Origin of the sequence: Pseudomonas lundensis, assembly GCF_002269125.1 — a bacterium.
Taxonomy (GTDB): domain Bacteria; phylum Pseudomonadota; class Gammaproteobacteria; order Pseudomonadales; family Pseudomonadaceae; genus Aquipseudomonas; species Aquipseudomonas lundensis_A.
The window spans coordinates 76,934-102,037 of the sequence record NZ_NQKI01000002.1; the positions used below are offsets into that span (position 1 = coordinate 76,934).

At 58.1% G+C, this 25,104-nt stretch carries 19 protein-coding genes; 13 read left to right on the forward strand and 6 right to left on the reverse strand.

Going from position 1 to position 25,104, the window contains the following annotated elements:
• Nucleotides 1–22 precede the first annotated feature (22 nt).
• The 5 genes from parE (at nucleotide 23) to CJF39_RS02055 (ending at nucleotide 6,586) form a co-directional block, all read left to right on the forward strand.
• Nucleotides 23–1,927 carry a DNA topoisomerase IV subunit B gene (gene parE, locus CJF39_RS02035; protein WP_094991936.1) on the forward strand — a complete coding sequence of 635 codons (1,905 nt, stop codon included), beginning with the start codon at nucleotides 23–25 and terminating at the stop codon, nucleotides 1,925–1,927.
• Entirely contained in the window at nucleotides 1,927–2,907 is a 981-nt protein-coding gene (locus CJF39_RS02040; protein ID WP_094991937.1) for an esterase-like activity of phytase family protein, read from the forward strand. The genes parE and CJF39_RS02040 overlap by 1 nt, the downstream gene beginning before the upstream one ends.
• A complete protein-coding gene (locus CJF39_RS02045) occupies nucleotides 2,904–3,425 on the forward strand; it encodes a retropepsin-like aspartic protease family protein (RefSeq protein WP_094991938.1) in 522 nt (173 codons plus the stop codon). The genes CJF39_RS02040 and CJF39_RS02045 overlap by 4 nt, the downstream gene beginning before the upstream one ends.
• Before the next feature lie 11 nt (nucleotides 3,426–3,436).
• Nucleotides 3,437–5,701 carry a DNA topoisomerase IV subunit A gene (gene parC / locus CJF39_RS02050; RefSeq protein ID WP_094991939.1) on the forward strand — a complete coding sequence of 755 codons (2,265 nt, stop codon included), beginning with the start codon at nucleotides 3,437–3,439 and terminating at the stop codon, nucleotides 5,699–5,701.
• Nucleotides 5,702–5,881: 180 nt separating this feature from the next.
• The gene (locus CJF39_RS02055; RefSeq protein WP_169963712.1) at nucleotides 5,882–6,586 is read left to right on the forward strand and encodes a PqiC family protein; all 705 of its coding nucleotides are present in this window, start codon (nucleotides 5,882–5,884) and stop codon (nucleotides 6,584–6,586) included.
• A gap of 103 nt (nucleotides 6,587–6,689) precedes the next feature.
• On the opposite strand, the gene CJF39_RS02060 is transcribed toward CJF39_RS02055, so the two are convergent.
• A complete protein-coding gene (locus tag CJF39_RS02060) occupies nucleotides 6,690–8,222 on the reverse strand; it encodes an AhpA/YtjB family protein (protein WP_094991941.1) in 1,533 nt (510 codons plus the stop codon).
• A 133-nt stretch (nucleotides 8,223–8,355) separates the two neighbouring features.
• On the opposite strand from CJF39_RS02060, the gene serB reads away from it, so the two are divergent.
• A complete protein-coding gene (serB, locus tag CJF39_RS02065) occupies nucleotides 8,356–9,570 on the forward strand; it encodes a phosphoserine phosphatase SerB (protein ID WP_094991942.1) in 1,215 nt (404 codons plus the stop codon).
• A gap of 47 nt (nucleotides 9,571–9,617) precedes the next feature.
• Here the strand turns inward: serB and asd are convergent, their stop codons facing one another.
• Genes asd through CJF39_RS02080 form a run of 3 tightly spaced genes read right to left on the reverse strand, consistent with a single transcriptional unit; the run spans nucleotide 9,618 to nucleotide 12,888 of the window.
• The gene (gene asd / locus CJF39_RS02070; RefSeq protein WP_094991943.1) at nucleotides 9,618–10,469 is read right to left on the reverse strand and encodes an archaetidylserine decarboxylase; all 852 of its coding nucleotides are present in this window, start codon (nucleotides 10,467–10,469) and stop codon (nucleotides 9,618–9,620) included.
• Nucleotides 10,470–10,478: 9 nt separating this feature from the next.
• Nucleotides 10,479–11,306, reverse strand: coding sequence for a rhodanese-like domain-containing protein (locus CJF39_RS02075; RefSeq protein ID WP_094991944.1), 828 nt, complete (start codon nucleotides 11,304–11,306; stop codon nucleotides 10,479–10,481).
• A 43-nt stretch (nucleotides 11,307–11,349) separates the two neighbouring features.
• A complete protein-coding gene (locus tag CJF39_RS02080; protein WP_094992096.1) occupies nucleotides 11,350–12,888 on the reverse strand; it encodes an HDOD domain-containing protein in 1,539 nt (512 codons plus the stop codon).
• A gap of 165 nt (nucleotides 12,889–13,053) precedes the next feature.
• On the opposite strand from CJF39_RS02080, the gene motA reads away from it, so the two are divergent.
• The gene (gene motA / locus CJF39_RS02085) at nucleotides 13,054–13,905 is read left to right on the forward strand and encodes a flagellar motor stator protein MotA (protein ID WP_094991945.1); all 852 of its coding nucleotides are present in this window, start codon (nucleotides 13,054–13,056) and stop codon (nucleotides 13,903–13,905) included.
• Between the two features lie 3 nt (nucleotides 13,906–13,908).
• Nucleotides 13,909–14,901, forward strand: coding sequence for a flagellar motor protein MotB (gene motB, locus CJF39_RS02090; RefSeq protein ID WP_094991946.1), 993 nt, complete (start codon nucleotides 13,909–13,911; stop codon nucleotides 14,899–14,901).
• A gap of 42 nt (nucleotides 14,902–14,943) precedes the next feature.
• Here motB and rsgA read toward each other — a convergent pair whose 3' ends face one another.
• Nucleotides 14,944–15,975: a small ribosomal subunit biogenesis GTPase RsgA gene (gene rsgA, locus CJF39_RS02095; protein ID WP_094991947.1), complete on the reverse strand. Its 1,032-nt coding sequence runs from the start codon at nucleotides 15,973–15,975 to the stop codon at nucleotides 14,944–14,946.
• 106 nt (nucleotides 15,976–16,081) lie between these two features.
• Between rsgA and orn the strand changes: the two genes are divergently transcribed.
• The 5 genes from orn (at nucleotide 16,082) to CJF39_RS02125 (ending at nucleotide 24,000) form a co-directional block, all read left to right on the forward strand.
• Entirely contained in the window at nucleotides 16,082–16,624 is a 543-nt protein-coding gene (gene orn, locus CJF39_RS02100) for an oligoribonuclease (RefSeq protein ID WP_048377049.1), read from the forward strand.
• Between the two features lie 170 nt (nucleotides 16,625–16,794).
• Nucleotides 16,795–17,406: a trimeric intracellular cation channel family protein gene (locus tag CJF39_RS02110; RefSeq protein WP_094991949.1), complete on the forward strand. Its 612-nt coding sequence runs from the start codon at nucleotides 16,795–16,797 to the stop codon at nucleotides 17,404–17,406.
• A gap of 862 nt (nucleotides 17,407–18,268) precedes the next feature.
• Entirely contained in the window at nucleotides 18,269–19,264 is a 996-nt protein-coding gene (locus CJF39_RS02115; protein WP_094991950.1) for a hypothetical protein, read from the forward strand.
• A gap of 54 nt (nucleotides 19,265–19,318) precedes the next feature.
• The gene (locus tag CJF39_RS02120; RefSeq protein ID WP_094991951.1) at nucleotides 19,319–23,071 is read left to right on the forward strand and encodes an RHS repeat protein; all 3,753 of its coding nucleotides are present in this window, start codon (nucleotides 19,319–19,321) and stop codon (nucleotides 23,069–23,071) included.
• The gene (locus CJF39_RS02125; protein WP_170942634.1) at nucleotides 23,068–24,000 is read left to right on the forward strand and encodes an RHS repeat-associated core domain-containing protein; all 933 of its coding nucleotides are present in this window, start codon (nucleotides 23,068–23,070) and stop codon (nucleotides 23,998–24,000) included. The genes CJF39_RS02120 and CJF39_RS02125 overlap by 4 nt, the downstream gene beginning before the upstream one ends.
• A gap of 10 nt (nucleotides 24,001–24,010) precedes the next feature.
• Here CJF39_RS02125 and queG read toward each other — a convergent pair whose 3' ends face one another.
• The gene (queG, locus tag CJF39_RS02130) at nucleotides 24,011–25,075 is read right to left on the reverse strand and encodes a tRNA epoxyqueuosine(34) reductase QueG (RefSeq protein ID WP_094991953.1); all 1,065 of its coding nucleotides are present in this window, start codon (nucleotides 25,073–25,075) and stop codon (nucleotides 24,011–24,013) included.
• Nucleotides 25,076–25,104: the final 29 nt, after the last annotated feature.

Consider the following 25,104-nt stretch of genomic DNA (forward strand, 5'->3'; position numbering starts at 1 on the left):
TTACGACTGACGACGAGACCCTATGGCCACTCCCAGCGCTAGCTCTTATAACGCCGACGCCATCGAAGTCCTCTCGGGCCTCGACCCGGTGCGCAAACGCCCCGGTATGTACACCGACACCAGTCGGCCCAACCACCTGGCCCAGGAAGTCATCGACAACAGTGTCGACGAAGCCCTGGCCGGTCACGCCAAATCGGTCAACGTCATCCTGCACGCCGACCACTCGCTGGAAGTCAGCGACGACGGGCGCGGCATGCCGGTGGACATCCACCCCGAAGAAGGCGTCTCAGGCGTCGAGCTGATCCTCACCAAGCTCCACGCGGGCGGTAAATTCTCGAACAAGAACTATCAGTTTTCTGGCGGCCTTCACGGCGTGGGGATCTCGGTCGTGAACGCCTTGTCGACCCAGGTTCGGGTCAAGGTCAAGCGTGACGGCAACGAGTACCAGATGACCTTCGCCGACGGCTACAAAGCCACCGACCTGGAAATCATCGGCACCGTGGGCAAACGCAACACCGGCACCAGCGTCTACTTTGCACCGGACCCGAAATACTTCGACTCACCGAAATTCTCGGTCAGCCGTCTCAAGCATGTTCTTAAAGCCAAGGCCGTCTTGTGCCCCGGCTTGCTGGTCACATTTGAAGACAAAAACACCGGCGAAAAGGTCGAGTGGCATTACGAAGATGGCCTGCGCTCCTATTTGGTCGATGCGGTCAGTGAGTTCGAGCGGCTGCCAGACGAGCCCTTCTGCGGCGCCCTGGCAGGCAATAAAGAAGCGGTCGACTGGGCGCTGCTGTGGCTGCCAGAAGGCGGCGACAGCGTTCAGGAAAGCTACGTCAACCTGATTCCAACGGCGCAGGGCGGGACCCACGTCAACGGTTTGCGTCAGGGCCTGCTTGATGCAATGCGTGAATTTTGTGAGTTCCGCAGCCTGCTGCCGCGTGGCGTGAAACTGGCCCCGGAAGACGTGTGGGAGCGCATTGCGTTCGTACTGTCGATGAAAATGCAGGAGCCGCAATTCTCCGGCCAGACCAAAGAACGCTTGTCGTCCCGCGAAGCCGCCGCGTTTGTTTCCGGTGTGGTCAAGGACGCTTTCAGCCTGTGGCTCAACGCGCACCCTGAACTGGGCATGCAGTTGGCAGAGCTGGCGATCAACAACGCCGGACGCCGTCTCAAAGCCAGCAAAAAGGTCGAGCGCAAACGCATCACCCAAGGGCCAGCGTTGCCGGGCAAACTGGCTGACTGCGCGGGCCAGGACCCGATGCGCGCTGAACTGTTTCTGGTGGAAGGCGATTCCGCTGGCGGTTCCGCCAAGCAAGCGCGGGACAAAGAGTTTCAGGCGATCCTGCCCTTGCGCGGCAAGATCCTCAATACGTGGGAAGTCGATGGCAGCGAAGTGCTGGCCAGTCAGGAGGTGCACAACATCGCCGTGGCGATTGGCGTGGACCCTGGCGCAGCGGACATGAGCCAGCTGCGTTACGGCAAAATCTGCATCCTGGCCGACGCCGACTCCGACGGTTTGCACATTGCAACGCTGCTCTGCGCGTTGTTTGTACAACACTTCCGGCCGTTGGTGGACGCCGGCCACGTGTACGTAGCGATGCCGCCGCTGTACCGCATCGATTTGGGCAAAGAGATTTTCTACGCCCTGGATGAGGCGGAACGTGATGGCATTCTTGACCGTCTGGTGGCCGAGAAAAAACGCGGCAAACCGCAAGTCACGCGATTCAAGGGCTTGGGTGAAATGAACCCGCCGCAACTGCGCGAAACCACCATGGACCCCAACACGCGTCGTCTGGTGCAGCTCACGCTGGAAGACTTCGCCGCGACCTCCGAGATGATGGACATGCTGCTGGCGAAGAAACGTGCGGGCGACCGCAAGACCTGGCTGGAGTCCAAAGGTAACCTGGCGCAGGTGCTGGCCTGATGCGCAGAGCCTTTCTGGCGCTGCTGATGCTGGGCACCACGCCGCTGATGGCTGAAACATGGCCTGAACTGGTGTTGGCGTCTGAACACCCGGTTGAAGGGATGCGCGGCGGCAATTTGTCGGGCTTGGCGATGTGCCAGGGCGAAGTGTGGGCTGTGTCTGATCGAGATGATGATCAGATCTACCGACTCGACACCCGTTATCCCGAGTGGCTGGCCGAAGCGGTGAAAATCCATTTACCCCGGCCGCCGCAAAGCGGTTTGCCGTGGGGTGTGCGCATGATGGGCAAAGCCATCAGCCCGCTGCGGGGTGGCGATCTGGACTTTGAAGGCATCACCTGCGACGCGGCGGGCAACCGTTACGTGGTCAGTGAATCCCATGCGAGCGTGCTGTTGATAGCGCCGCAGGGCAACGCCTCATGGCTGAAAATCGACGCCGGTCTGGTGCGTCAGGCGCGGGCCAGCGGCATGCTGCTGCATTTCAATGCCTTGTTTGAAGGCATTGCGATCAACCCGCAAGGCAACCAGATCTGGCTGGCGGCAGAGCGCGAGCGCCGTGGCTTGCTGACCATCCGCAAAAAACAAAGCGTGTGGGACTGCGAAGACGGCTGCGTGATCATGAGTGAAGCGGGGCCGGAACAGCCGCCACCGCAACTTAAGGCCAAACCGCAGGCCAAGGATTTCGCCGATCTGGCGGTGTTCGAGGGCAAGCTGTTTACCCTGGAGCGCATGGCTTATCGCGTGTGCCGCCGCACGCCTGCGACCGGGCAAGTGGAGCGCTGCTGGTCATTTGCCGCTGACGCGCTGACCGCGCCGCGCCGTTACGCGTCGGCTTACGGGAATGCCGAGGCCTTGAGTGTCGACGCCCAAGGTGCCTGGATCGGTGTCGACAATGGCAATCACGTGCGTGCCGATGGCGAGGCGCGCCCGGTGGTCTGGCGCTTTGCGGCGCCGCCGGGTGGCTGGAGCGCCCGGTCATGAGCCAGCAACCACCGGGCAAGCGTGCCGGTCGTGTACTGATGATCGTGGCCTGGTGTGCCGGTTTGTACCTGGCGACCCAATTTTTCGGGCGTTGGGAACAGCGTCAGGAAAACCCCAACCGCGAGGTGGTCTCGGAGCAGGGCGAAGGCTTCATCGACGTCAAACTGCAAGCCAACGTGCAGGGGCACTTCGTCGCCAGCGGCCGTATCAACAACGTGCCGGTGGAATTTTTACTGGATACCGGGGCCACCGATGTGGCGGTCCCGCTGGATTTGGCCCGGCAACTGGCATTGCCCAAGGGCGTGCCCGTGACCCTGAACACCGCTAACGGGCGGGCGCAGGGCTATCGCACGCAAATCGACCGTCTGCAACTCGACGCCATTGTGTTGCGCAACGTGCGCGCAGTGGCTGCACCGGGGCTAGAAGGCGAACAGGTGCTGCTGGGCATGAGCGCATTGAACACACTTGAATTCACCCAGCGCGGCGGCACCATGCTGCTGCGCCAGACAACGAACTGAATGAGGTCCGCATGAGCGACTCCCTTGATCTCAGCCTGGACGGCGTAGAACGCCGGTCACTGGCCGACTTCACAGAACAGGCCTACCTCAACTATTCCATGTACGTAATCATGGACCGGGCCTTGCCGCACATTGGCGACGGCCTCAAGCCCGTACAGCGGCGTATCGTCTACGCCATGAGCGAGTTGGGGCTGGACGCCGACGCCAAGCACAAGAAATCGGCGCGTACCGTCGGTGACGTACTTGGCAAGTTTCACCCCCACGGCGACTCGGCCTGTTACGAAGCCATGGTGTTGATGGCACAGCCGTTCAGCTATCGCTACACACTGGTTGACGGTCAGGGCAACTGGGGGGCGCCGGACGATCCCAAGTCGTTCGCTGCCATGCGTTACACCGAAGCGCGTTTGTCGCGTTACTCCGAAGTCCTGCTCAGCGAGCTGGGTCAGGGTACGGCGGACTGGGTGCCGAACTTCGACGGTACGCTGGACGAACCTGCTGTGTTGCCCGCACGTTTGCCGAATATCCTGCTCAATGGCACCACCGGCATTGCCGTGGGCATGGCCACCGACGTGCCGCCGCACAACTTGCGAGAAGTCGCCACCGCCTGCGTGCGCTTGCTCGACGAGCCCAAGGCTACGGTTGAACAACTGTGCGAACACATTCAAGGCCCGGACTACCCGACCGAAGCCGAAATCATCACCCCGCGTGCCGACCTGCTGAAGATCTACCAGACCGGCCGTGGCTCGGTGCGCATGCGTGCGGTGTATCACGTTGAAGACGGCGACATTGTCGTCACCGCCTTGCCGCACCAGGTCTCGGGTGCCAAGGTGCTGGAGCAAATTGCAGCCTTGATGCAGGCCAAGCCGACCAAGCTGGCGATGGTGACTGACCTGCGTGACGAATCGGACCACGAAAACCCGTGCCGCATCGTCATCATTCCGCGCAACAACAAGGTCGATCTCGACGAGCTGATGCAACACCTGTTCGCCGTGACTGATCTGGAGTCCACGTTCCGGGTCAACATCAACATCATTGGCCTGGACGGCAAGCCGCAGTTGAAAAACCTGCGGGCCCTGTTGGTGGAGTGGCTGGAATTCCGCATTAACACCGTGCGCCGCCGCCTGCAGTTCCGCCTCGACAAAGTCGAGCGTCGTCTGCACCTGTTGGACGGTTTGCTGACGGCGTACTTGAACCTCGATGAAGTGATTCACATCATCCGCACCGAGGAGCACCCCAAGGCCGAATTGATTGCACGGTTTGCACTGACCGAAACCCAGGCCGACTACATCCTCGACACGCGCTTGCGTCAGCTGGCCCGTCTCGAAGAGATGAAGCTGCGGGACGAGCAGGATGCATTGCGTAAAGAACAAGCCAAGTTGCAAGCGTTGCTCGGCAGCGAAGCCAAGCTGAAAAAGCTGGTGCGCAGCGAGCTGCTGGAAGATGCCAAAACCTACGGCGATGACCGCCGTTCGCCAATCGTGGCCCGTGCAGAGGCCAAGGCGCTGTCGGAAAACGAGCTTGTTCCGACTGAGCCGGTAACCGTTGTGCTGTCTGAAAAGGGCTGGGTACGTTGTGGTAAGGGTCATGACCTCGACGCGACCGGCCTGTCCTATAAAGCGGGCGACGGCTACAAGACCGCTGCGGCGGGGCGTTCCAACCAGTTTGCGGTGTTTATCGACTCCACCGGGCGGAGTTATTCCGTGGCGGCGCACACCCTGCCATCGGCCCGTGGTCAGGGCGAACCGTTGACCGGTCGCCTGACGCCGCCACCGGGAGCCAGCTTTGAATGCGTGCTGTTGCCTGAGGACGATGCGCTGTTCGTCATTGCCTCCGACGCAGGTTACGGGTTTGTGGTTAAAGGTGAGGATCTGCAAGCCAAGAACAAGGCGGGTAAAGCCTTACTCAGTCTGCCCAAGGGCGCCAAGGTCATGCAGCCGCGTCCGGTCACCGATCGCGAGCATAACTGGCTGGCGGCCGTAACGACGGAAGGGCGTTTGCTGATCTTCAAAGTCAGCGACCTGCCTCAGTTGGGCAAAGGTAAAGGCAACAAGATCATCGGTATCCCCGGCGATCGCGTAGCCAGTCGCGAAGAGTACGTGACCGATATTGCCGTGTTACCTGACCACGCCACGCTGGTGTTGCAGGCGGGCAAACGCAACCTGTCGCTCAAGCCTGATGACCTCGAACATTACAAAGGCGAACGTGGACGTCGGGGCAATAAATTGCCCCGTGGTTTCCAGCGTGTGGACGCGATGTTGGTAGAAACGCCCAATTAAGCCGGTTTAGAGCACCCGATCTGCGTTTTTTCGCGTAGATCGGCTTTGCGGCGCTGGAGTCGGGCTGGATATTCGCGGATGATATGGCGCACTTGCGGCACCGCCCCATGGCGCTGTGGCCAGCGACTTTTTCGAGAATCACACTGTGGCGCGCCTGATGGCTGCCACCTGGATGGAATGATGAACGTTCTGCGCCTTCCTTTAATTGCGTTGCTGACCGGTGTGCTCGGCCTGGCGGGGTGCTCCACGCATCAGCCAGCTGCCTTGTACCAGCTGGACAGCGGCACTCCCGGTCAGCCCGCGCAAAGCGCCGGCATGGCTGTGGTACTCGGCCCGGTCACCGTGGCTGACTACCTGCAACGTGAAACCCTGCTGCAACGTCAAACCGACGGCAGCCTGAGCGCGGCCACCGATGGCCGTTGGGCGGGTAGCCTGTCGGCTGATATCGACCAATTATTGCTTCGCCAACTGGCCTGGCGCCTGGACAGCCAGCGCGTGGTGTTGGCCCCGGCGCCTGCGAGCTTCGCTCCTGACGTCCAAGTGCTGTTGTCGATCACGCGTCTGGACTCTGGCAAAAATCAGCCAGCCATCCTCGATGCGCAGTGGCGTCTGCTCGACCGTCGCGGTCAGGTGCGCGACAACCGCATGGTGCATCTGGAAAAACAGCACGATGGCACCACGGCCTCTCAGGTCAAGGCGCAAGGCGAGTTGTTGCAACAGTTGAGTCAACAGTTGGCTGTGGCCCTCAAGCCGTTGGCCAACCAGCCGCCATTGGTGGACGCCCGTAAACCGGAGCCCAAGCCAGCCCGCAAGGATGAATCTGACAAGCCGCGCATTCCGATGGCTTCCCCGATTCGTACAGACATGGAAGTGTTCCGCTTCTGAGTCAGTGGCCAATAAAAAAATCCCGCGAATGTGCGGGATTTTTTTTGCAGGTCAAAATTGCTTCACTTCAACCCTCTTCCTGAGGGTGAGGGCATCTGTGAATTTACCCGCGCTTCTCGTGCATGCGTGCCAGTTGGCGTTCGAGCATCGACGGGTAGGGCTCCATCAGGCGCTCTACACAGCACGCTCCTTCAGGGCTGGCAATCGGGCGGATGCGGGCGCGCTGGCGAATCAACGCGTCGTCACTGATTTTGCGCTCGACCAGCAACAAGTTGCGGCTGTGCTGTGACAGCGCCAGCGCGTCTTGCGCGGTTTCAGTCAGTAACAAGTCGATTTGGCTCATGCCTGTCAGGCCTTCGCCCAATACCAGTCCCAATTGAAGTTGCAAGGTGATGCCACTGTCTGCCACTTCGATTTGCAAGGCGTGACCCAGTGCGCGCAACAGCTCACCGCAGCAAATGGCGTTGGTCAGGTAGTCGTCGCCGCTGTCTTCGCTGTGGAACAGCATCAGCGTGCTGCCATCGTTGAGCGTGTGCAGCTCGCTGTCATACAACGAGGCGGCTTGCTCCAGGCAGTCGCGATAGCGTTCCAGCAACTCAGTCAGGCGCGCGCGCGGCAAGCGGCGCAGTTGGTCCTGTGCACCCAGTTGCACGGCCAGCACAGCGCTCGGCTGCGGAGCGGATGGCGCGGCGGGCTGTGGTTTGGCCAGTGTCGCCGGGGTGGCGCTGCTGGAATCGCGCAGGTCGGCAAACGGGTCTTCGTCGTTCTCGTCTTCTTCAGCATGAACCACGTGCCGCGCGGCCGCTTTAGGGGCGGGCGCAGCAGGCGCTTCGTCAAAGTCCGGGTCGCGCAGGTTGCGCACTTCAAACGCGGGCTCTGGCTCGTTGTCTTCGTAGTCGCTGTCGTCGTAATCCGGCTCGGGTTCTGGCTCGGGTTCCGGCGCAGGCGGTGCCAGGCGGGTGTGAAGCTGGCGCGCCAGATCACCGATCTCATCCTGGCGGTTAATCGCCGGGGTGTAAGGGTCGGGCTCACGCAGCCACACGCGCAGTTGCAGCAGCGGGGTGGAGATGTGACGGCCCAGACGCAGGCTCAAAGCCAGGGCAAGAGCCAGCAGAATGGCGCTGAGGATGCCCATGCTTTGCAGGCTGATGGTCATCGGTTGCTGGAACTGATTCATGTCGAGGCTGATGCGCAGATGCCCGGCGGTCACGTCCTGGAATGTGATCTTGGTCTGGTACATGCCTTTGGCTTCGCCCAGCAGGCCGTTTTTCGGACGTTCACCGGCTTCTGCGAGGATGCGGTTGTCAACGCTATAAATAGCTGCGTGCGCCACCAACGGGTTTTTCGTCAGGTTATTGAGCAGCACGTTGAGGCTGAGGATGTCATTGGACACCAGCAGCTCGGTAGCGGACGTCGCGGTTTGCGTGGTCAGGCTCTGGCCCAGGGCGTCGGCCTGATCATGCATGGCCTGCTTGAATTGCAGGCCCATGACCACGGCATAAATCACCAGCGCCAGGGCGACCAGGATCACGTTATGGCTGGCAATGCGCAGAGCAAGCGGAATGCGACGATCGCGCAGGGCCCGGAAGATCAGCAGGAAGAAGTTATCGGTTTTGACAGGCGATGGCCGGTTCACTGAGCGCGGCTCTTAGTCCGTTAAATTGGTGCGCAGTATAGCGAGCGGCCCACAGGCGGCAAAGCCTTGGCGATGCCCGATGGTCACTGAAAGTGGGTAGAATGCGTTTTTTTTTAGCGAATGGGGGTGTGCCTTGCGCGAAATCGTCTTGATAAACATCACGGGTGAGGACCGTCCGGGTCTCACTGCGGCCATCACCGGTGTGTTGGCCAACAATGGTGTGAACATGCTCGACATCGGCCAGGCCGTCATTCATGGCGTTTTGTCGTTGGGTTATCTGGTTGAAATCGAGCAAGCCGATCAAGTGTCGGCCGTGCTCAAAGACCTGCAACCCTTGATTGCCAATGAAGGGCTGCAACTGCGTTTTGACCCCATTAGCGAAGCGCATTACCAGCGTTGGGTGAACGAACAAAGCCAGAAGCGTCACGTGGTGACATTGATGAGCCGCCGGGTCACCGCGCAAGAACTGCTACGAGTGACATCGGTGATCAGCCAGCACGGTTTGAACATTGAGCAGACTGATCGCCTGTCCGGGCGTGTGCCGCTGGATGCGCCAACCCGATTGAGCAAGAGCTGCATCGAACTGCGCGTCACGGGCGAAGTCGCAGACCTTGAAGCCTTGCGCGCCGAGTTCTTTGAGTTGTCGCAGGCGCTCAACATCGACATCGCCTTGCAAGAAGACACCCTGTTCCGTCGTAACCGCCGCCTGGCAGTGTTTGACATGGACTCGACCCTGATTGAAGCCGAAGTCATCGACGAGCTGGCGAAAGCCGCGGGCGTGGGCGATAAAGTGTCGGAAATCACCGAGCGCGCCATGGCGGGTGAGCTGGACTTCAAGGCCAGTTTCAAAGAGCGTCTGGCATTGCTCAAAGGGTTGGACGTAGGCGTGCTGGATGCCATCGGCGCATCGTTGCGCTTGACCGAAGGTGCAGAAGTGCTGTTCGCCGAACTCAAGCGTTTGGGCTACAAAACCGCGATTCTGTCCGGCGGGTTCACCTATTTTGCCAAGCAGTTGCAGGCCAGACTCGGTATCGACTATGTGTTCGCCAATGAGCTGGAAGTGGTGGACGGCAAAGTGACCGGCGTGGCGGTTGAGCCGATTGTCGATGCACAGCGCAAAGCAGACTTGCTGCGTGAACTGGCGCAAAAGGAAGGTTTGAGCCTGGAACAGACCATTGCGGTCGGGGACGGGGCCAACGATCTGGCCATGCTGGCCATCGCGGGGCTGGGGGTCGCATTCCGTGCCAAGCCGTTGGTGAAGAAGTCGGCCAAGCACGCAATTTCAACGCTGGGCCTGGATGGCGTGCTGTACCTGTTGGGGCAGCGCGACCGCAATAGCCAAGGCTAAAGCGCCATTGGCGTCGCTGCCGCACCTTGCAGCAGCGACGCCACGCTTTACTCGCCGATCTTCTGACCCATCATCACCGGCGAACCCGCCGTCAGCTCTTGCGCCCATTTCACCTGTTCCGGCCCGAACAAGACAATGGCGGTCGAACCCAACTTGAAGCGACCCAGCTCGGCACCTTTTTCCAGGTGGATCGGCGCACGCGCAGCTTCGTCGTATCGGAATGTTTTGAGCTCGCGCTTGGGCGGCGTGATCAAGCCTGCGAACACGGTTTCAATCGAAGCCACAATCATCGCGCCCACCAGCACCACGGCCATCGGGCCGCGCTCAGTGTCGAAAATGCACACTGCGCGTTCGTTGCGGGCAAACAGTTCCGGCACGTTTTCAGCCGTGGTCTGGTTGACCGAGAACAGGCGGCCCGGCACGTAGATCATTTCGCGCAGCGTGCCGGCCAATGGCATGTGCACGCGGTGGTAGTCCTTGGGCGACAGGTAAATGGTTGCGAATTCACCGCCCATGAACTGCGAGGCCACGGCCGGATCGCCGCCCACCAGTTCCAGCACGCTGTAGCTGTGGCCCTTGGCCTGGAACACGCGACCGTGTTCAATCGCGCCCAGTTGGCTGACAGCACCATCGGCCGGGCTCAAAATGGCTCCTGGCGTCGGGTCGAGCGGGCGTGCGCCTTCTTTCAGGGCACGGGTGAAGAACGCATTGAAGTGCTCGTAAGCAGTGATGTCTTCAACCAGCGCCTGAGACATGTCCACTTGATAACGCTTGGCGAACCAGGTGGTGAACGCATTTTTGAACCAGCGCACGCGGCACTCGGCAACGCAGCCAGCCAGGCGCGACAGCAGGTGGTGCGGCAACAGGTACTGACTCAGGAGAAACAAACGTTTTTTCATGACGGGTCCTTAATGTTTGGCAGGCAGCTCGACGGGGGTGTCGGGGTGGTTGCCCCATTCGCCCCAGGAGCCTGCATAGCCTTTGACGCGCGGGTAACCGAGCGCCTTGGCCACCAGATACGTAAAGCCAGAACGATGGTGAGTCTGGCAGTGGGTAATCACTTCTTTGTCGGGCGTAATGCCCAGATCTTCGAGGATCTGCGGCATGTCCTTGCGGATGCGCAGGTTGCGGGTTTTATCCATGCCTGCGGTCCATTCAAAATTTTTCGCGCCGGGGATGTGGCCGCCTTTCGCCGCCAACACTTTTTCGCCGCTGTACTCGGCGAAGCTGCGTGCGTCCCAAATGGCCAGATCTGCAGCACCCAACCGGCTTTGCAGGTATTCGCGGGTGGCAGTGGGTTCATCGTGCAGAGTCAACGAGACCTGTGCGTTTTTAGGCGTCGGCACCTCGGTCGATTCGCGCAGGCCATCGGCGATCCATGCGTGAATGCCGCCGTCCATATAGTGATAAGCCTTGTGCCCGATCACATCCAGCAACCAGATAAACCGGCCAGCCCAACCGCCGCCTTCATCGTCATACACCACGTAAACGGCGTTTGAGCAGTGCCCCAATTCGCTGAACAGTTTTTCGAGCGCTGCTTGAGTGGGCAATAAACCCGGAGCAGGCGGCAGGCCGAGCTGGGTGCGCTTGGGGTCCACGAAGCGCGCGCCTGGCACGTGGCCTTTGGCGTAGCGTGCCTCGCTGGTCAGGTCGACAATAATCAGGTTTGGTGCGTCGAGCCGCGCATACAGGTCGCTGGGCTCAATCACCAATGGCAAGCCAGAGAAGTCAGGCATGTGAGGTCTCCAGGGCGAAAAGGGGCGGATTGTAGCGCAAGCGTCAGCGTCCGCGCGTGGTAAAGCTGTTGAGCGCTTTTTCGATGCACTGCACGGTTTTGCCGAAGGCCTGCACGGTGGTCTCCGAAAACGGCCCGCCGCCCTGATCGGCCAGCACCAGCATCACCATGCGGCCGTGGTTACTGAGCGAGCGCAACAGCAGGTGCTCGCCGGGGAACAGGTTACGCAAACTCTTGGGTAAGACCGCTGAAATTTGCGCATTGTTCTCTGGCGTCAGGCGAAATTGTGCAGGTTGTGCCATCAAGCGCTGCAGGACTGTGCTCTGGTTGATTTGCAGGCTCAAGTCGAAGGCTGCCTTGGGCAGGCCGGCAATCTGATGCACGCTCAGGCTGGTCGATGTTTTATCGGCCATCAATAGCAGCACGCGGCGCATGCCACAGGCCACCAGCGCATCACGGGCGCAGGTGGTCAGGTGCATCGAATTAGTGAACGAACTCGGTTCGGCCAGCAGTTGCCTGCATTGCTTGCGCCACACCACCAGCGATTCGGCCGACGGCGGCGGGGCAGGCAACAAACCCCGGTGCATGCGCCGCATGCCCCATGGCCACAACAGCGATTCGGCCGGGTGCCAGAGGTCGGGCATCGAGTGATAACGTGCACTGCTGGCCGCATTCTGGTGGACCAGTTGTTGCAGTTCTTCCAGTGGCATTTGCAGGTACAGACTGGTCAGGTATTGCCAGCGCAAGTTGTGAGGTGTATCCCATGCTTGCTGGGCTGAGAGTGCCAGGCCATTGGCCAGCAATACCGTATTCGAGGGCTGATTCAACCAGCGGCGCAGGGCCGGGTCAGCGTCCAGGCGTTGCTGCTGGCGCAAGCGATGATGATTGTCGCGGGCAATGTGCAGCACCTTGACCAAGGTGCGCTGCTCATCGGTAATGACGGCATAACCCTGCAACACCCACTCCGGCAGTCGCCACAATTGCGCCAGTGCGCGGCATATTTCAAACAGGCGCACGCCGAACAGTTTTAGCTCCACCTTGCTTGCGCATTCACCTTTGTGAATCACACGCAGCTCCCACTCTTCGAGCTGTTCGGGGTGCGTGAGGGCCATCGCCCACAGCGGCGACAGAAACAGTAGGCTGCCCCAATAGATTTCTTGCCACAGGCGTGCCAGACGATTGCCAAACAGGCCGCTGGCTTGTTGCGCAGCGTGCTGACTAATCAGCTGAATCTGGCGAAAAGCCTGCGGGATTTCTTCCCACGGCAACGCGGGGAGGCGTTCAAGCAATTCTTGCGTGCGGGCCAACCCCAGGCGATTGATCGCGACTTCCAGGCTCTCGGCAGGCTCACTCAAACTGCCGTGCGTGTGGTGATTGGCGTCCCGTATCAAGCTCAGCGCCAGTGCAGGACTGTCCTGCATCAGCTCGGCAATGTCGCGTAACGAGCGGCGATTGTCGTTGATTGCCTTGCAGACGCGCTCGTGGCTGTCTTGCGGGATGGGCAGACGAACAGCATCGAGCTGTTTGACCCACGCATCGAGGGTATTGGGAGTTGGAGTCGCGTTGCCGGTTTCATTAGCCATGATGGGAGAGTGGTCATCATCCATTGTTTACACGCCCGGAGCGGGCCCAACTGGCTTTTCGCCTTTATGGCCTATAGTCTGGCGCAGTTTTGCCGATAAGTAGAAGAAGAGTTTTTTAACTCTCGAATATGACCTTGAACCCGACGCAGAAGTACCTGAATACCTATGGCTAAAATTATCGGCATCATTGTCGTGTTCGCGAGCGTGCTCGGCGGATACGTGCTTTCCCACGGCAAGATCGGGGCGCTGATTCAGCCGTTCGAGGTCTTGATTATCGGCGGGGCGGCGTTTGGTGCGTTCCTGCAGGCGAACCCCGGCTACATGACCATGCACGTGATCAAAAAATCGCTGGGCATGTTCGGCTCGCGCTTCACCCACACGTTCTATCTGGAAGTGCTGGGCCTGGTTTACGAGATTCTCAACAAAAGTCGTCGCGAAGGCATGATGGCCATCGAAGGCGACATTGAAGACGCCGCGGCCAGCCCGATCTTCGCCAAATACCCTTCCGTGCTCAAAGATGACCGCATGACCGCGTTTGTCTGCGATTACTTGCGCATCATGTCGTCGGGCAACATGGCGCCCCACGAGCTGGAAGGTCTGTTCGACATGGAGCTGTTCAGCCTTAAAGAAGAGCTTGAGCATCCTTCCCATGCCGTGACCGGGGTTGCCGATGGCATGCCGGGCTTCGGTATTGTGGCCGCGGTATTGGGTATCGTGGTGACGATGGCCTCCCTGGGTGATGGCGATCAGGCGATGATCGGCGTGCACGTAGGCGCGGCGCTGGTGGGTACCTTCTTCGGTATTTTGGCGGCTTACGGTTTCTTCGGCCCGCTGGCGACCTCGCTGTCCCACGATGCGAAAGAAGAACTCAACGTGTACGAATCCATCAAGGCGTCACTGGTCGCCTCTGCCTCGGGCATGCCGCCTTCGCTGGCGGTCGAGTTCGGCCGTAAAGTGCTGTATCCCAAGCACCGTCCGAGCTTCGCCGAGCTGGAACAAGTAGTCCGCGGTCGCTGATCCATGGAAAACAATCAGCCAATCATCATCAAGCGCGTCAAGCGCTTCGCGGCGGGCCACCACGGTGGCGCCTGGAAAATTGCGTTTGCTGACTTTGCTACGGCGATGATGGCGTTCTTCCTGGTGCTGTGGCTGTTATCCACAGCCACCCCGGAACAGAAAATCGCCATTGCCGGTTACTTCAAAGACCCGATCGGGTTCACCGAAACCGGCACGCCGTACATCATTGACCTAGGCGGCACGCCCACCCTGGCGCCGGACACCACGCTCAACCCTGAAGAAAAAATGCAGCCCCAGCCCGACAAGATCACGGTCGACACCGATCAAGTCGAAGGCATGGCCGAGCAGGTCGAGAAAGAACGCCTCGAACTGTTGCTTCAGGAGTTGCAGAACAAGGTTGAAGAAAATCCGCAACTGCGCAAATTCAAAGACCAACTGTTGTTCGAAATCACCCCCGACGGCTTGCGCATTCAGATCATGGACGCGGAAAACCGCCCGATGTTCGACGTCGGCAGTGCGCGGCTCAAGCCTTACTTTGAAGACATATTGCTGGCCATGGCGGACACCATCAAAGCCGTGCCGAACAAAGTCAGCATCAGCGGGCACACCGATGCCACGCCCTATGCCAGCGATGCAGAGTTTGGTAACTGGGAGTTGTCGGCCAACCGAGCAAACGCAGCGCGCCGGGCATTGATTGCGGGCAGTTATCCGCAGGATCAAGTCGCGCGGATCGTGGGTTATGCCTCGTCAGTACTGTTCGACAAGGTCAACCCGTTGAACCCGATCAACCGCCGTATCGACATCGTGGTGTTGACGAAGAAAGCGCAGCGGGCGATTGAAGGTGAGCAGGGCGCCGAGATGGCCAAGCCGGAAACGCCGACCACCCCGATTGACCCGATCACCTTGCCTGCTGACCAAGTGCCGCCCGCCATGCATGAAGAGCGGGAAAAACTGAACCTGTTTGATGACAAGGCACCAGTGACACCGAAGCCTTGATCCCGCGTGCCCTCACCCTCGCACAGAGGGTGAGGGCACCGTTCAGTAGCTCGACTCAGGCAAGCTGGCAATGATCGAACGGTAGCTGTTCATGCGTTGTTGCTGCACGCGGCCATCGTCCAGCGCCATCAGCAAGGCACATCCCGGCTCGCGGTCGTGCTTGCAGTCGCGGAAACGGCAACGGCCGATCAAGTCGTGGAACTCGATAAACCCGGCTTCCACATCCGCCCGGCTCACGTGGCCCAGACCAAACTCACGAATACCGGGGGAGTCGATCAGCTCGCCGCCGCCCGGGAAGTGGAACAGGCGCGCCGTGGTCGTGGTGTGCGTGCCCTGACCGGAAATCTCGGACAGCGGGCCGACCCGCAGGTTGACCTCAGGCAGCAAGCTGTTGACCAGCGACGATTTGCCCACGCCTGACTGACCCACAAACACGCTGATATGCCCGTCCAGCTTGGCCTGCAACTGCTGCATGCCGTCGCCGTGGTGCGCGGACACTTCCAGCACCGGATAACCCAGCTGACGATAAACGCCCAGCAGCGCATTCAGCGCCGGGGCGTTTTGTTCGTCGATCAGGTCGGCTTTGTTGAGCAGCAGCAACGGGCGAATCCCCGCGTGCTCGGCAGCTACCAGATAACGGTCGATCAGATTGGCGTGCGGCTCGGGCATCGGCGCAAACACAATAACGATCATGTCGACGTTGGCGGCAACCGGCTTGAGCTGGCCACGGCTGTCCGGGCGACACAGTTCGGTTTTGCGCGGCAATTGGGCGACGATCACGCCAATCCCTTGATTGCCCGCGCGCCATACGACGGTATCGCCGGTCACCAGCGCTGGCAGGTTGGCGCGCAAGTGGCAGCGGAACATCTGGCCTTTGAGCTCGCCTTCTTGGGCCTCGACCTCGACCTGCACACCGAAGTGCGCGATCACCAGACCGAGTTGCTCGGGGCCCAGATCGCCCCCTTCAAGCGCTTCTACGGCACTGGATTCGCGTTTGGCGGCGCGGGCAGCGCGCTCGCCCTGGATCTTTTCGATGCGCCAGTTTTGGCGACGGTTGAGCTGGCGTTTGGCCATGGGTGTTCCGTGTTGATAAAACGATAAGGAGGGTAAAACGCTGGCGAGTTTAGCACGTGGGCTGCGTGCCTAAGCTAAACTGCGCGACTAAGCCCAGGAGCCTTCTATGCAAAACCCACAGAATTTGATTTGGATTGACCTGGAAATGACCGGTCTGGACCCAGACAACGACGTCATTATCGAAATGGCCACCATCGTCACTGACAGCAACCTCAATACCCTGGCTGAAGGCCCGGTCATCGCCATCCACCACAGCGACGACGTACTGGCGCGCATGGACGAGTGGAACACCCGCACCCACGGCAACAGCGGCCTGACCCAGCGCGTCAAAGACAGCACCACCAGCATGGCCGAGGCCGAGGCACAAACCATTGCCTTCCTCGAACAATGGGTGCCTAAAGGCAAATCGCCGATCTGCGGCAACAGCATCTGCCAGGACCGTCGCTTCCTTTATACCCACATGAAAACCCTGGAAAGCTACTTTCATTACCGCAACCTCGACGTCTCGACGCTTAAGGAACTGGTTGCCCGCTGGGCACCTGAAGTGCGCGACAGCCTAGTGAAAAAAGGCACGCATCTGGCACTGGACGACATCCGGGAGTCGATTGCCGAGTTGCAGCACTACCGTAAACATTTCATCAAGTTCTGAAGATCGTGTCCCTGGCCGCTGCCATGGGCTGCCAAATGCTGCGCCGCAACCCGTTTGCGAAGGGGTTCGCGGCCTGCCGGCATCGTTTACAAAAGTACTGCCCCCGCTGCCCCCTTTTGGTGCCCGCGCCAACTGAGTAGACTGCGCGCCTTATTGCAAGGAACGCCGCCATGTTGCTGATGCTCTATTTAGTTGCCATTACTGCCGAAGCCATGACCGGCGCGTTGTCTGCCGGGCGTCGGGGCATGGACTGGTTTGGTGTGGTGCTGATTGCGTGCGTCACGGCGCTCGGCGGCGGTTCGGTGCGCGATGTGCTGCTGGGGCATTACCCGCTAACGTGGGTCAAGCACCCGGAATACCTGGTGCTTACCACTTTTGCCGCGCTGGTGACGATTTTTATCGCACCGCTGATGCGCCATTTACGCTCGCTGTTTTTGGTACTCGATGCGCTGGGGTTGGTGGCGTTTACCCTGATCGGCTGCATGACCGCGCTGGAAATGGGCCAAGGCATGCTGGTGGCGTCAGTCAGTGGGGTGATTACCGGCGTCTTTGGCGGCATCCTGCGTGACATCTTCTGCAATGACATCCCGTTGATCTTTCGTCGTGAGCTGTATGCCAGCGTGTCATTTGCGGCTGCGTGGTGCTTTTTGCTTTGCACTTACCTGAACATGCCCAACGAACAGGCGATTTTCGTCACCTTGTTCGGTGGTCTTTTGCTGCGCTTGCTGGCAATTCGCTTTAACTGGGAAATGCCCAAGTTCGTCTACAACGACGCGCACTGAGTCGCCTGCACACCTGCCAATAGCGCGTCGACCACGGGGCGCGCCCTCTCTACGTTGTGAGCCATGCGCCAAACCGCTCGGCTTCAAAGCGGCTGAGGTGGGGGCTGGTGTTGTCGGCGTTCAGTTCCGTCCCTTCGAGCAATAGTGAGAGCTGCTACAAGGCTTCCTCAGCCGTGACACCGGGGTTGATGCTGAATAAGGAAGAGCCGCAATGGGGTGTGGTGTGTAAAGAATTGAGAAGTGGATCGAGGGCGATTGCTTTCATTGATTTACTCTCATAAATAAGTTGGAAAAACTGCAGTTATTCGCTGTCAATCGAAAGGTGGCAGTTGTGTGCGAGAACAACCAAGACCCGGCGCGCTCAACAGCCATAACACGGTGAAGGGGTGCTAGCGGTTGCCTTGCTTGTCCTCATGCGGTCTGTCAAAACCGGTCACTGATTTCAGCGACGCGGCGAGACTGTTCTCGGATGATGAGTGTCACAAGGCGGGAGGATTCTCTCGGGAACTTGCCCCGAACGAAAGCGATGATCCAGGTGCAGACGTTGCAACTTCTGTAGGAGGTTTTTCATAACTTAACGCGGTCTTTGTAGGCGAATGTTTGGCCGTCATGTTGATATAACTATTTTTTGTGAACGGCAGCGCATAACTCAATTATCCTGATAAGGATTTTCTTTGTTGAGTATGTTGTTTTAGGCGCGCCTGAACGGTATTCAGTGGCTGGGTAACATAGTTTGCTGCGATTACGCTGAATCAGCCTACAGCTTATAGAGAATTTGCGGTGCGCTGTTGCTGAGTGGCTGAACTAATCTGCAAAGGCATGGAAGGATCTGTGCGGTCACCGTTAATCAGGGAGATTGCTTGTGAGCGAATTATTAAAGGGTAGTGCTGCAGTCGATGAGGGCGAAATTGTAGGTGTTTCAAGGCTAAGTGTGGTTTTTGACTCGCACCCCAATAATGTGTCTAAAAAGATTTTTGCGAATGCGCGGATGCAGGCGCGAATCACTGTATTAATAAATTGTATCGATAATAATGGCCGTGATGTTCGGCCTCCGGACGCCATGCTCAAAAGCCTTAAACTTATTCACTATAACGGAGGCCATGATCTTGGGTCGCAGTGGACCGTTCGTGAAGTACCCAACCAATACAGGCATGACATCTCGGGCGTGGCAGGGCGTCAGCGTCGTGACGCCAGTGATGAAGATGAGCGCGGGGTGGTGGTTGAGCGCTGGGTCAGCTGTGATCAAATTGATGAAACCAGGATCGCGGTTGCTATTACCCTCCCCAATGGTCGGGTGGCAAAGAGCAATAACCCTCACTCTTTGATGGGTGGAAGTGACAGCTCGGTGACCTTGGAGGCGATTGCGCCAGTTCGTTATGGTGCGGAGTATTTCAGGTTGGAGAAAGTTGCTGGACCTGCGGGGGTTGGGCACAAGATTTACAAGTGGTATTTGGGGTTGCGTGTGGGTGCAAGTAACATTCCCCTACAAGACTGGATGACTAACGATATTGATGTATTCAGAGGGCAACCGTTTTACTGCGATCCTTGGACGGGCAATGTAATCAACTCTCCCTTATATGTTGTGGGTACTCTCATTCATGCAGGTACCCAATTAACTCATGTCTGGCTGCCTACAGATTCGGCAGGCCATTCAGGGCGTTTTCGGCAGGACTACATCGTTAATGTGAATGACAGGCCTGGAGAACTGACACTTGTTCAAGGGCTTTCTGGATGGGGGGATCGATCTTGTCCGGTCAAAAAAAATCCTTGTTTTATCACCGTTATTGACGCTTTCGGGACGGAACATGCGCTGCATATTTTTGTGAATGAATATGAACAGGGCTTCGAGTTGAAGTAGCAAAAAAGGGGGGGTCTATTCTGCGTGATAAATAAAATATGAAAGGAGTGCGTAATGCCAGTTGCGGGAAATAACGATATTTATTCAAATGCTTTTAACTTCGACAGTTTCCTGTCGGGAGGGGTGGATCCTCGCACAGGTATCTACAGTTGCAGGTTGTCGTTGGGCAACATCCAGTCTCAAGCGCTCAATGGTCCAGCCCTACCACTGAGTCTTCACTTTAATCCGCTTAATTTCTTTGATCGCGGTTTTGGTATCGGCTGGATGCTGACGGGTACGCGTTATGACCGGACAGCTAAAACGCTATCGCTGGCAAGCGGAGAAACCTATAAAACGCAGGAGTTACCGTCCAGGGTTTTGCTGACGGATCAGAAGCTTGAGCACCACAAGTTGCATGTCACAGGGGAAAAACGCTTTCTCTTGTCTGCCCAAAATGGTCAATGTGAAGAACTGGCCATGATGGGGCTCAGCAACGTAGCGATGACGCAACGAATATGGAGTGCCAACGGGGCAAGTATTGAACTGGCTTACACGCTTTATAACGGTCATCCGATGTTGAGCGAGGTGCGCGATAGCCGTCGAACGCTGTTGTCGATCACGCGTACGGGCGCAGGATTAGAGCTCAAGCGCTTTCCCGGTTCCGATAAGGAGGCCACTTTCGTTATTCATTTAGTCAATGGCCGCCTCTCCAGTATTACGTTGCCCGGTGGTGGGCGATGGGAAATACGTTATCTGGTGCTCAACGGGCTGGCCTATCTGTCGCGTTTGTACTCGCCCCTGGGGGCGATTGAACATATAAGTTACAAAACAATGGGGCTGCGCTTTCCTGAAGGAAGCAGCATGCCTGCAATGGCTTCAGTGGCGACACACTCGGTATTCCCGGGTAATGGGCAGCCCTCTATTCATAAACACTTCAACTTTTCAGATACCAACTTCCTGGGCTTTGGCGCGACCGGTTTCTCATCAGAAACGTCTGGCGACAGGCTTTACAAAGTCGTTGGAGATTACAGCTATGCATCGACCGAAACCCTGATGTCAGGGGGGGAGGTGCACAGTGAAACAGTGCGCACCTTTAACAAATTTCATTTGCTGGACGCTGAAGTGACTCGGTGCGGTGCAAAAAAAATATCCGAGCGGGTGGATTATCACACCGAGGCAGGCAAGTGCTTCAGGGACCAGCCTGCGCAATGCCGACTGCCAAAGCGCTCGCTGAAGCGCTACGAGGATGTCAAAACAGGCATTTTCCGTGAGGAGGTTACGCAGTTTGAGTTCGACACGTATGGCAATGAAGTCAAACGTGTCACACCTGATGGCCTTACCACGCTGACTGACTACTTCCCGAGCGAAGGTGCTGACGGTTGCCCGGCGGATCCCTTGATGTTTGTCCGGTTTCCACGTCAAAAAACGGTCTTCTCTGGCACTCACCCGCAAGAACCTCATCACATCACACGATTTCGGTATACCGCATTGGCGCTGCTTGAGGGCGCGACAGTTGCTTCGATTATTCCCGAGCGCGAGCAGTTCTATGTGCGTGTTGGTGAAGCCGAGGTTTTGCATGAGCAAACCGATTATGAATACGCTGCAACACCTCAGGACCCCACTCTTCATGGACGCCCGGTAGCCAAAACTTCGACCCTCAACGGCTTGGCTACTAAAGAAACACGTAACTATGTCATCAGCCATCATGCAGTGACGGTGGAAACTGTACTGACAGGCCATGACGAAAGCCGCGCAACGGACCGGGTTGTTTACTGCGCATTTACGGGGGGCTGTTTATCGCGTAGCGAAGAAGACAAGGCACCAGTCGGGTATGAATATGACGCATTGGGGCGGGTGACACGCGAAACGGTGTCGAAGGCTTCGTCGTACCAAGCCTCAAAAACCAGGGCTTACCAGCTCCCTCAATCCGAGACGCAGTACCCCACGCTCCTCATTACTGATGTCAATGGCATGCAGCAGCGAGTGACATACGACGGTATTGGGCGTGTCTGCACGATTGAGGAGCAAGACGTAGAAAGCACTTCGAACGAACAGCCATTGCGGCTCATCAAGCGCAACCAGTACAACAGCCTGGGTCAGCTTCATAGCGAAACCGTTACAGACTGGCTGGGTGTCAGGCCGTTGGTGCTTCAGACACGCTATGCCTATGACGATTGGGGACAGGTCAAAACAACGCTTCATCCTGAAGGTGTGCAGGCGCATGTCGAGCGATCCCCTGAGCATTTATCGCAGACCTGCTGGAAACAGGGGCAGGGTAAAACGGTCACGTTTTTTAATACTCAAGGCAAACCTCTAAGTGTTGAGACCTTCGATTTGCAGGGCGTTAGCCAGTCCAAAACGACCCATGCCTATGATGGGTTTGGTCGATGCATTCGGCAGACGGATCCCGCAGGCAATGAGACCACATTTGAGTACGACGCCTTTGGGCGCCTCTGTCGAAGCACTTTGCCCGACGCGACGGTTGTAGAGACCCGGTATGCGTCGTTCAGCAGCGAAGAACTGCCGGTGCAAATTCAAGCGGCTGACAAAGTGATCGGCACCCAGACGTTCGATGGCTTGGGGCGTTTGGTCGCAAGCGACACCGGTGGGCGGAAAACGACCTATGAATATGCACCGGGTAGCTCACTTCCACGTGCGGTCAGTCGACCCGATGGTCAGCGCAGCACCCGCGACTATGAGGCGATGCTTGATGGGGCAGTGGTCGGGTGTACGAGTGCGAATCAAACTTCTGTTTATGGTTATGACCCCCGTTCCGGCTTGCTCACTCGCGCCAGCGAACTGGGACGTACCAGCACCTATGAATACTCACGGGCGGGAAGGCTGAAGCGGGAGCAATGGGCCCTGGCGGGGCAGTTGTACGAAGCTTTTTACACCTATTCCCTGGGGGGGCGCGTGCTGAGCCAGGTGGGTGTAGACGGTTCGCGCAGTGAGCACGGTTATGACGCATACGGCCGGCTGAAAACCATGAGTTGCGACGCTTTAAAGGCTGAGTGCGAGTACAACGCCTTGGGTCAGATGCACATCATCAAGGCCAGTGATGCCGCGCAACAACAGCTTACAACGACCATGAGCTATGACGAGGTGGGGCGGGAAGTGCAGCGCATGGTGCACGCCAATGGTGTTGAAAAATTCACCTTGAAAACCCGTTACACCCGCGCCAGTAAAGTTGCTCAGCGCAGCCTGTTGAATAACGGGGTCGTCCTGCGCGATGAGTATTTCGACTATGACCGTCGGGGGCGACTTGTCCATTACCGGTGTAATGGCTCCCAGCGCCCCTGTAACCCGTTGGGTAAAGAGATTGTGGCCCAGCGCTTCGAATTTGATGCTTGGGACAACATTGTGTCGCTGCAGACAACCTTCGAGGGCGGCCAAAACACCACGACCTACACCATGAGCGAGAGTGACCCGACGCAGTTGATCAAGGTTGAGCACTCTCATGCGGACTATCCGGCGCCGGTTACGTTGCGCTATGACGCCAATGGGCATTTGATTCTGGATGCTGCCGGACGGACGTTGAGTTATGACGGCTTGGGTCGTCTCACACAGGTGTCGCTGGCCGTGAATGCTGCCGTTCGCAAGTACGGCTACGACGCGGGGGACCGTTTGGTCGAGATGATCGATAGCGACACGGCCCCCCGGCATTTTTTTATCGCGATGACTGTTTGGTCAATGAAGTTCAGGGCTCGGATACCAAGACGTTTCTGCGCATGGGGAATACGCTGCTGGGGCAGGAGGAGCAAGGGGGCGCGGCACGTACAGTCTTACTGGTGGGTGACTCACAGAAGACCGTGTTGGGTGCGTCTGTGAATGATCATGTTTCTTCGGTTGCATATGACCCTTATGGCAACCGGTCGATGCAAGGTGAGGTGCTGACCGGGCTCGGTTTCAATGGCGAGCGTTTTGACTCCGTGACTGAGTGTTACCTGCTGGGGAATGGCTATCGGGCATACGATCCTTTACTGATGCGTTTTCAGAGCCCGGACAACCAGAGTCCGTTTGGCGCCGGAGGGTTGAATCCCTATGCCTATTGTTTGGGTGATCCGATCAATCGAAGCGACCCTACAGGGCATTCCGTTTGGGAAGCTATCGTAGGCGCCGGTATGGCTGCGCTGGGTATCCTGGCAAGCATTGCAACGTTTGGTGTGGCTACCCCGCTGGCAATCGCGGGACTGGTGGCGGGCGTGACCAGTGGCATCGCGGGGATTGCCAGTGCTGTATTTCAAGGGGCTTGCCCGGAGTCAGGTGCAGGCGAAATATTGGGTTATGTAAGTCTGGGGCTTGGGCTTCTATCAGTCGGTATAGGCCTTGCTGCCTTGGGCAAAGGTTTCATCTATTTTGGTAATCGCATGCACGATGCCTTTAAGAATGGGCTCGATGGAAAAGGGGCAATAAAAGCGGGAAAGGCAATGGCAAGCGGTGCCAAGGGGAAAACCACGGCACCCGCTGTGAAATGGAAAGTTATTGCGCCCAAGCCGAAAAATATACGTTCAGATTTGAGTGAGAGTGCTCTGAATGACTATCACCGGTTTGTTAAAAGTATCGAAGAGCAGAATTTGCACCCGGGTGTAGCCGCGCAAAAACTCGGTGACGCCAAGTACACCAGGATGAGTGGCACGGCTAAAAACATACATCAATATGAGATTCGTATAGGTGGAAAGGACCGCGTCACGTTTTTATTGCACAAGGATTCAGTAGAAATACTCCAGGTTGGCGGGCACGCACTGATGAAGAAGTAAGCCAAAGCCTCTAGCGCGCCGCGTGCTGATCAAGCGCCCACTGCACATGCTCCTGCACCAGTGCTGACGGGTAATCGCGGCGTGCCTTCAATGCTTCCAGCACAGGAATGGTCGACGGCGCATTGCCCAGCCCCACGGCCAAATTGCGCAGCCAGCGCTCATAACCAGCTCGTCGCAGTGGCGAGCCCTCGGTGCTGCTGAGGAATGTGTCCTCATCCCACATGAACAATTGGGCTAGCTCAGCGTTGTCCAGGTTGTGCCGCGGCTTAAAGTCACCTTCAGCCGTGGTGCGGGCGAAGCGGTTCCAGGGGCATACGATCTGGCAGTCATCGCAGCCAAACACCCGATTGCCGATCATGGCGCGCAGTTCTACCGGTATGGCGCTTTTTAGCTCAATAGTGAGGTACGAAATACACCGCCGTGCATCCAGCACATACGGCCCGACAAACGCATTGGTCGGGCAAATATCCAGGCAGGCCGTGCAACGCCCGCAGTGTTCGGTTTCGTGCGGTGCATCTTCGGGCAGCGGCAGGTCGACAAACAGCTCGCTCAAAAAGAAGTAACTGCCCGCCTTGCGATTGAGGATCAAGGTGTTCTTGCCGATCCAGCCCAAACCGGCTTTTTGAGCGATGGCTTTTTCCAGCACCGGTGCGCTGTCGACGAAGGCACGAAAGCCGAACGGGCCGATCTGGGCTTGAATACGGTCCGCCAGTTGTTGCACGCGCTTGCGGATCAGTTTGTGGTAGTCGCGCCCCAAGGCGTAACGCGACACGTAGGCTTTTTCTGGCTGGGCCAGTAATTGCGCCATGTGCGTGTCGCCGGGCAGGTAGTCCATGCGCAGCGACACCACGCGCAAGGTACCGGGCACCAGCTCTTCAGGGTGCGAGCGTTTGCTGCCGTGAGCACCCATGTAGTCCATCTCGCCGTGATAACCCGCTGCGAGCCAGCGTTCGAGGTGTTGCTCGTGCTCTTCCAGATCGAGGCCGGCAATGGCGACATGTTGAAAGCCCAGCTCGCGGCCCCATTCCTTGATGGATTGAGCGAGAGCGGGTAGGTCGACAGTAATAGCAGGCATGAGGCAAGAGAAACCGGGGCTGAGATGCG

What these genes read in the sequence shown, in the direction of transcription:
- parE (WP_094991936.1), top strand. Translation starts at nt 23, where the DNA reads ATGGCCACTCCCAGCGCTAGCTCTTATAACGCCGACGCCATCGAAGTC.
- CJF39_RS02040 (WP_094991937.1), top strand. Translation starts at nt 1,927, where the DNA reads ATGCGCAGAGCCTTTCTGGCGCTGCTGATGCTGGGCACCACGCCGCTG.
- CJF39_RS02045 (WP_094991938.1), top strand. Translation starts at nt 2,904, where the DNA reads ATGAGCCAGCAACCACCGGGCAAGCGTGCCGGTCGTGTACTGATGATC.
- parC (WP_094991939.1), top strand. Translation starts at nt 3,437, where the DNA reads ATGAGCGACTCCCTTGATCTCAGCCTGGACGGCGTAGAACGCCGGTCA.
- CJF39_RS02055 (WP_169963712.1), top strand. Translation starts at nt 5,882, where the DNA reads ATGAACGTTCTGCGCCTTCCTTTAATTGCGTTGCTGACCGGTGTGCTC.
- asd (WP_094991943.1), bottom strand. Translation starts at nt 10,469, where the DNA reads ATGAAAAAACGTTTGTTTCTCCTGAGTCAGTACCTGTTGCCGCACCAC.
- CJF39_RS02075 (WP_094991944.1), bottom strand. Translation starts at nt 11,306, where the DNA reads ATGCCTGACTTCTCTGGCTTGCCATTGGTGATTGAGCCCAGCGACCTG.
- CJF39_RS02080 (WP_094992096.1), bottom strand. Translation starts at nt 12,888, where the DNA reads ATGGCTAATGAAACCGGCAACGCGACTCCAACTCCCAATACCCTCGAT.
- motA (WP_094991945.1), top strand. Translation starts at nt 13,054, where the DNA reads ATGGCTAAAATTATCGGCATCATTGTCGTGTTCGCGAGCGTGCTCGGC.
- motB (WP_094991946.1), top strand. Translation starts at nt 13,909, where the DNA reads ATGGAAAACAATCAGCCAATCATCATCAAGCGCGTCAAGCGCTTCGCG.
- rsgA (WP_094991947.1), bottom strand. Translation starts at nt 15,975, where the DNA reads ATGGCCAAACGCCAGCTCAACCGTCGCCAAAACTGGCGCATCGAAAAG.
- orn (WP_048377049.1), top strand. Translation starts at nt 16,082, where the DNA reads ATGCAAAACCCACAGAATTTGATTTGGATTGACCTGGAAATGACCGGT.
- CJF39_RS02110 (WP_094991949.1), top strand. Translation starts at nt 16,795, where the DNA reads ATGTTGCTGATGCTCTATTTAGTTGCCATTACTGCCGAAGCCATGACC.
- CJF39_RS02120 (WP_094991951.1), top strand. Translation starts at nt 19,319, where the DNA reads ATGCCAGTTGCGGGAAATAACGATATTTATTCAAATGCTTTTAACTTC.
- queG (WP_094991953.1), bottom strand. Translation starts at nt 25,075, where the DNA reads ATGCCTGCTATTACTGTCGACCTACCCGCTCTCGCTCAATCCATCAAG.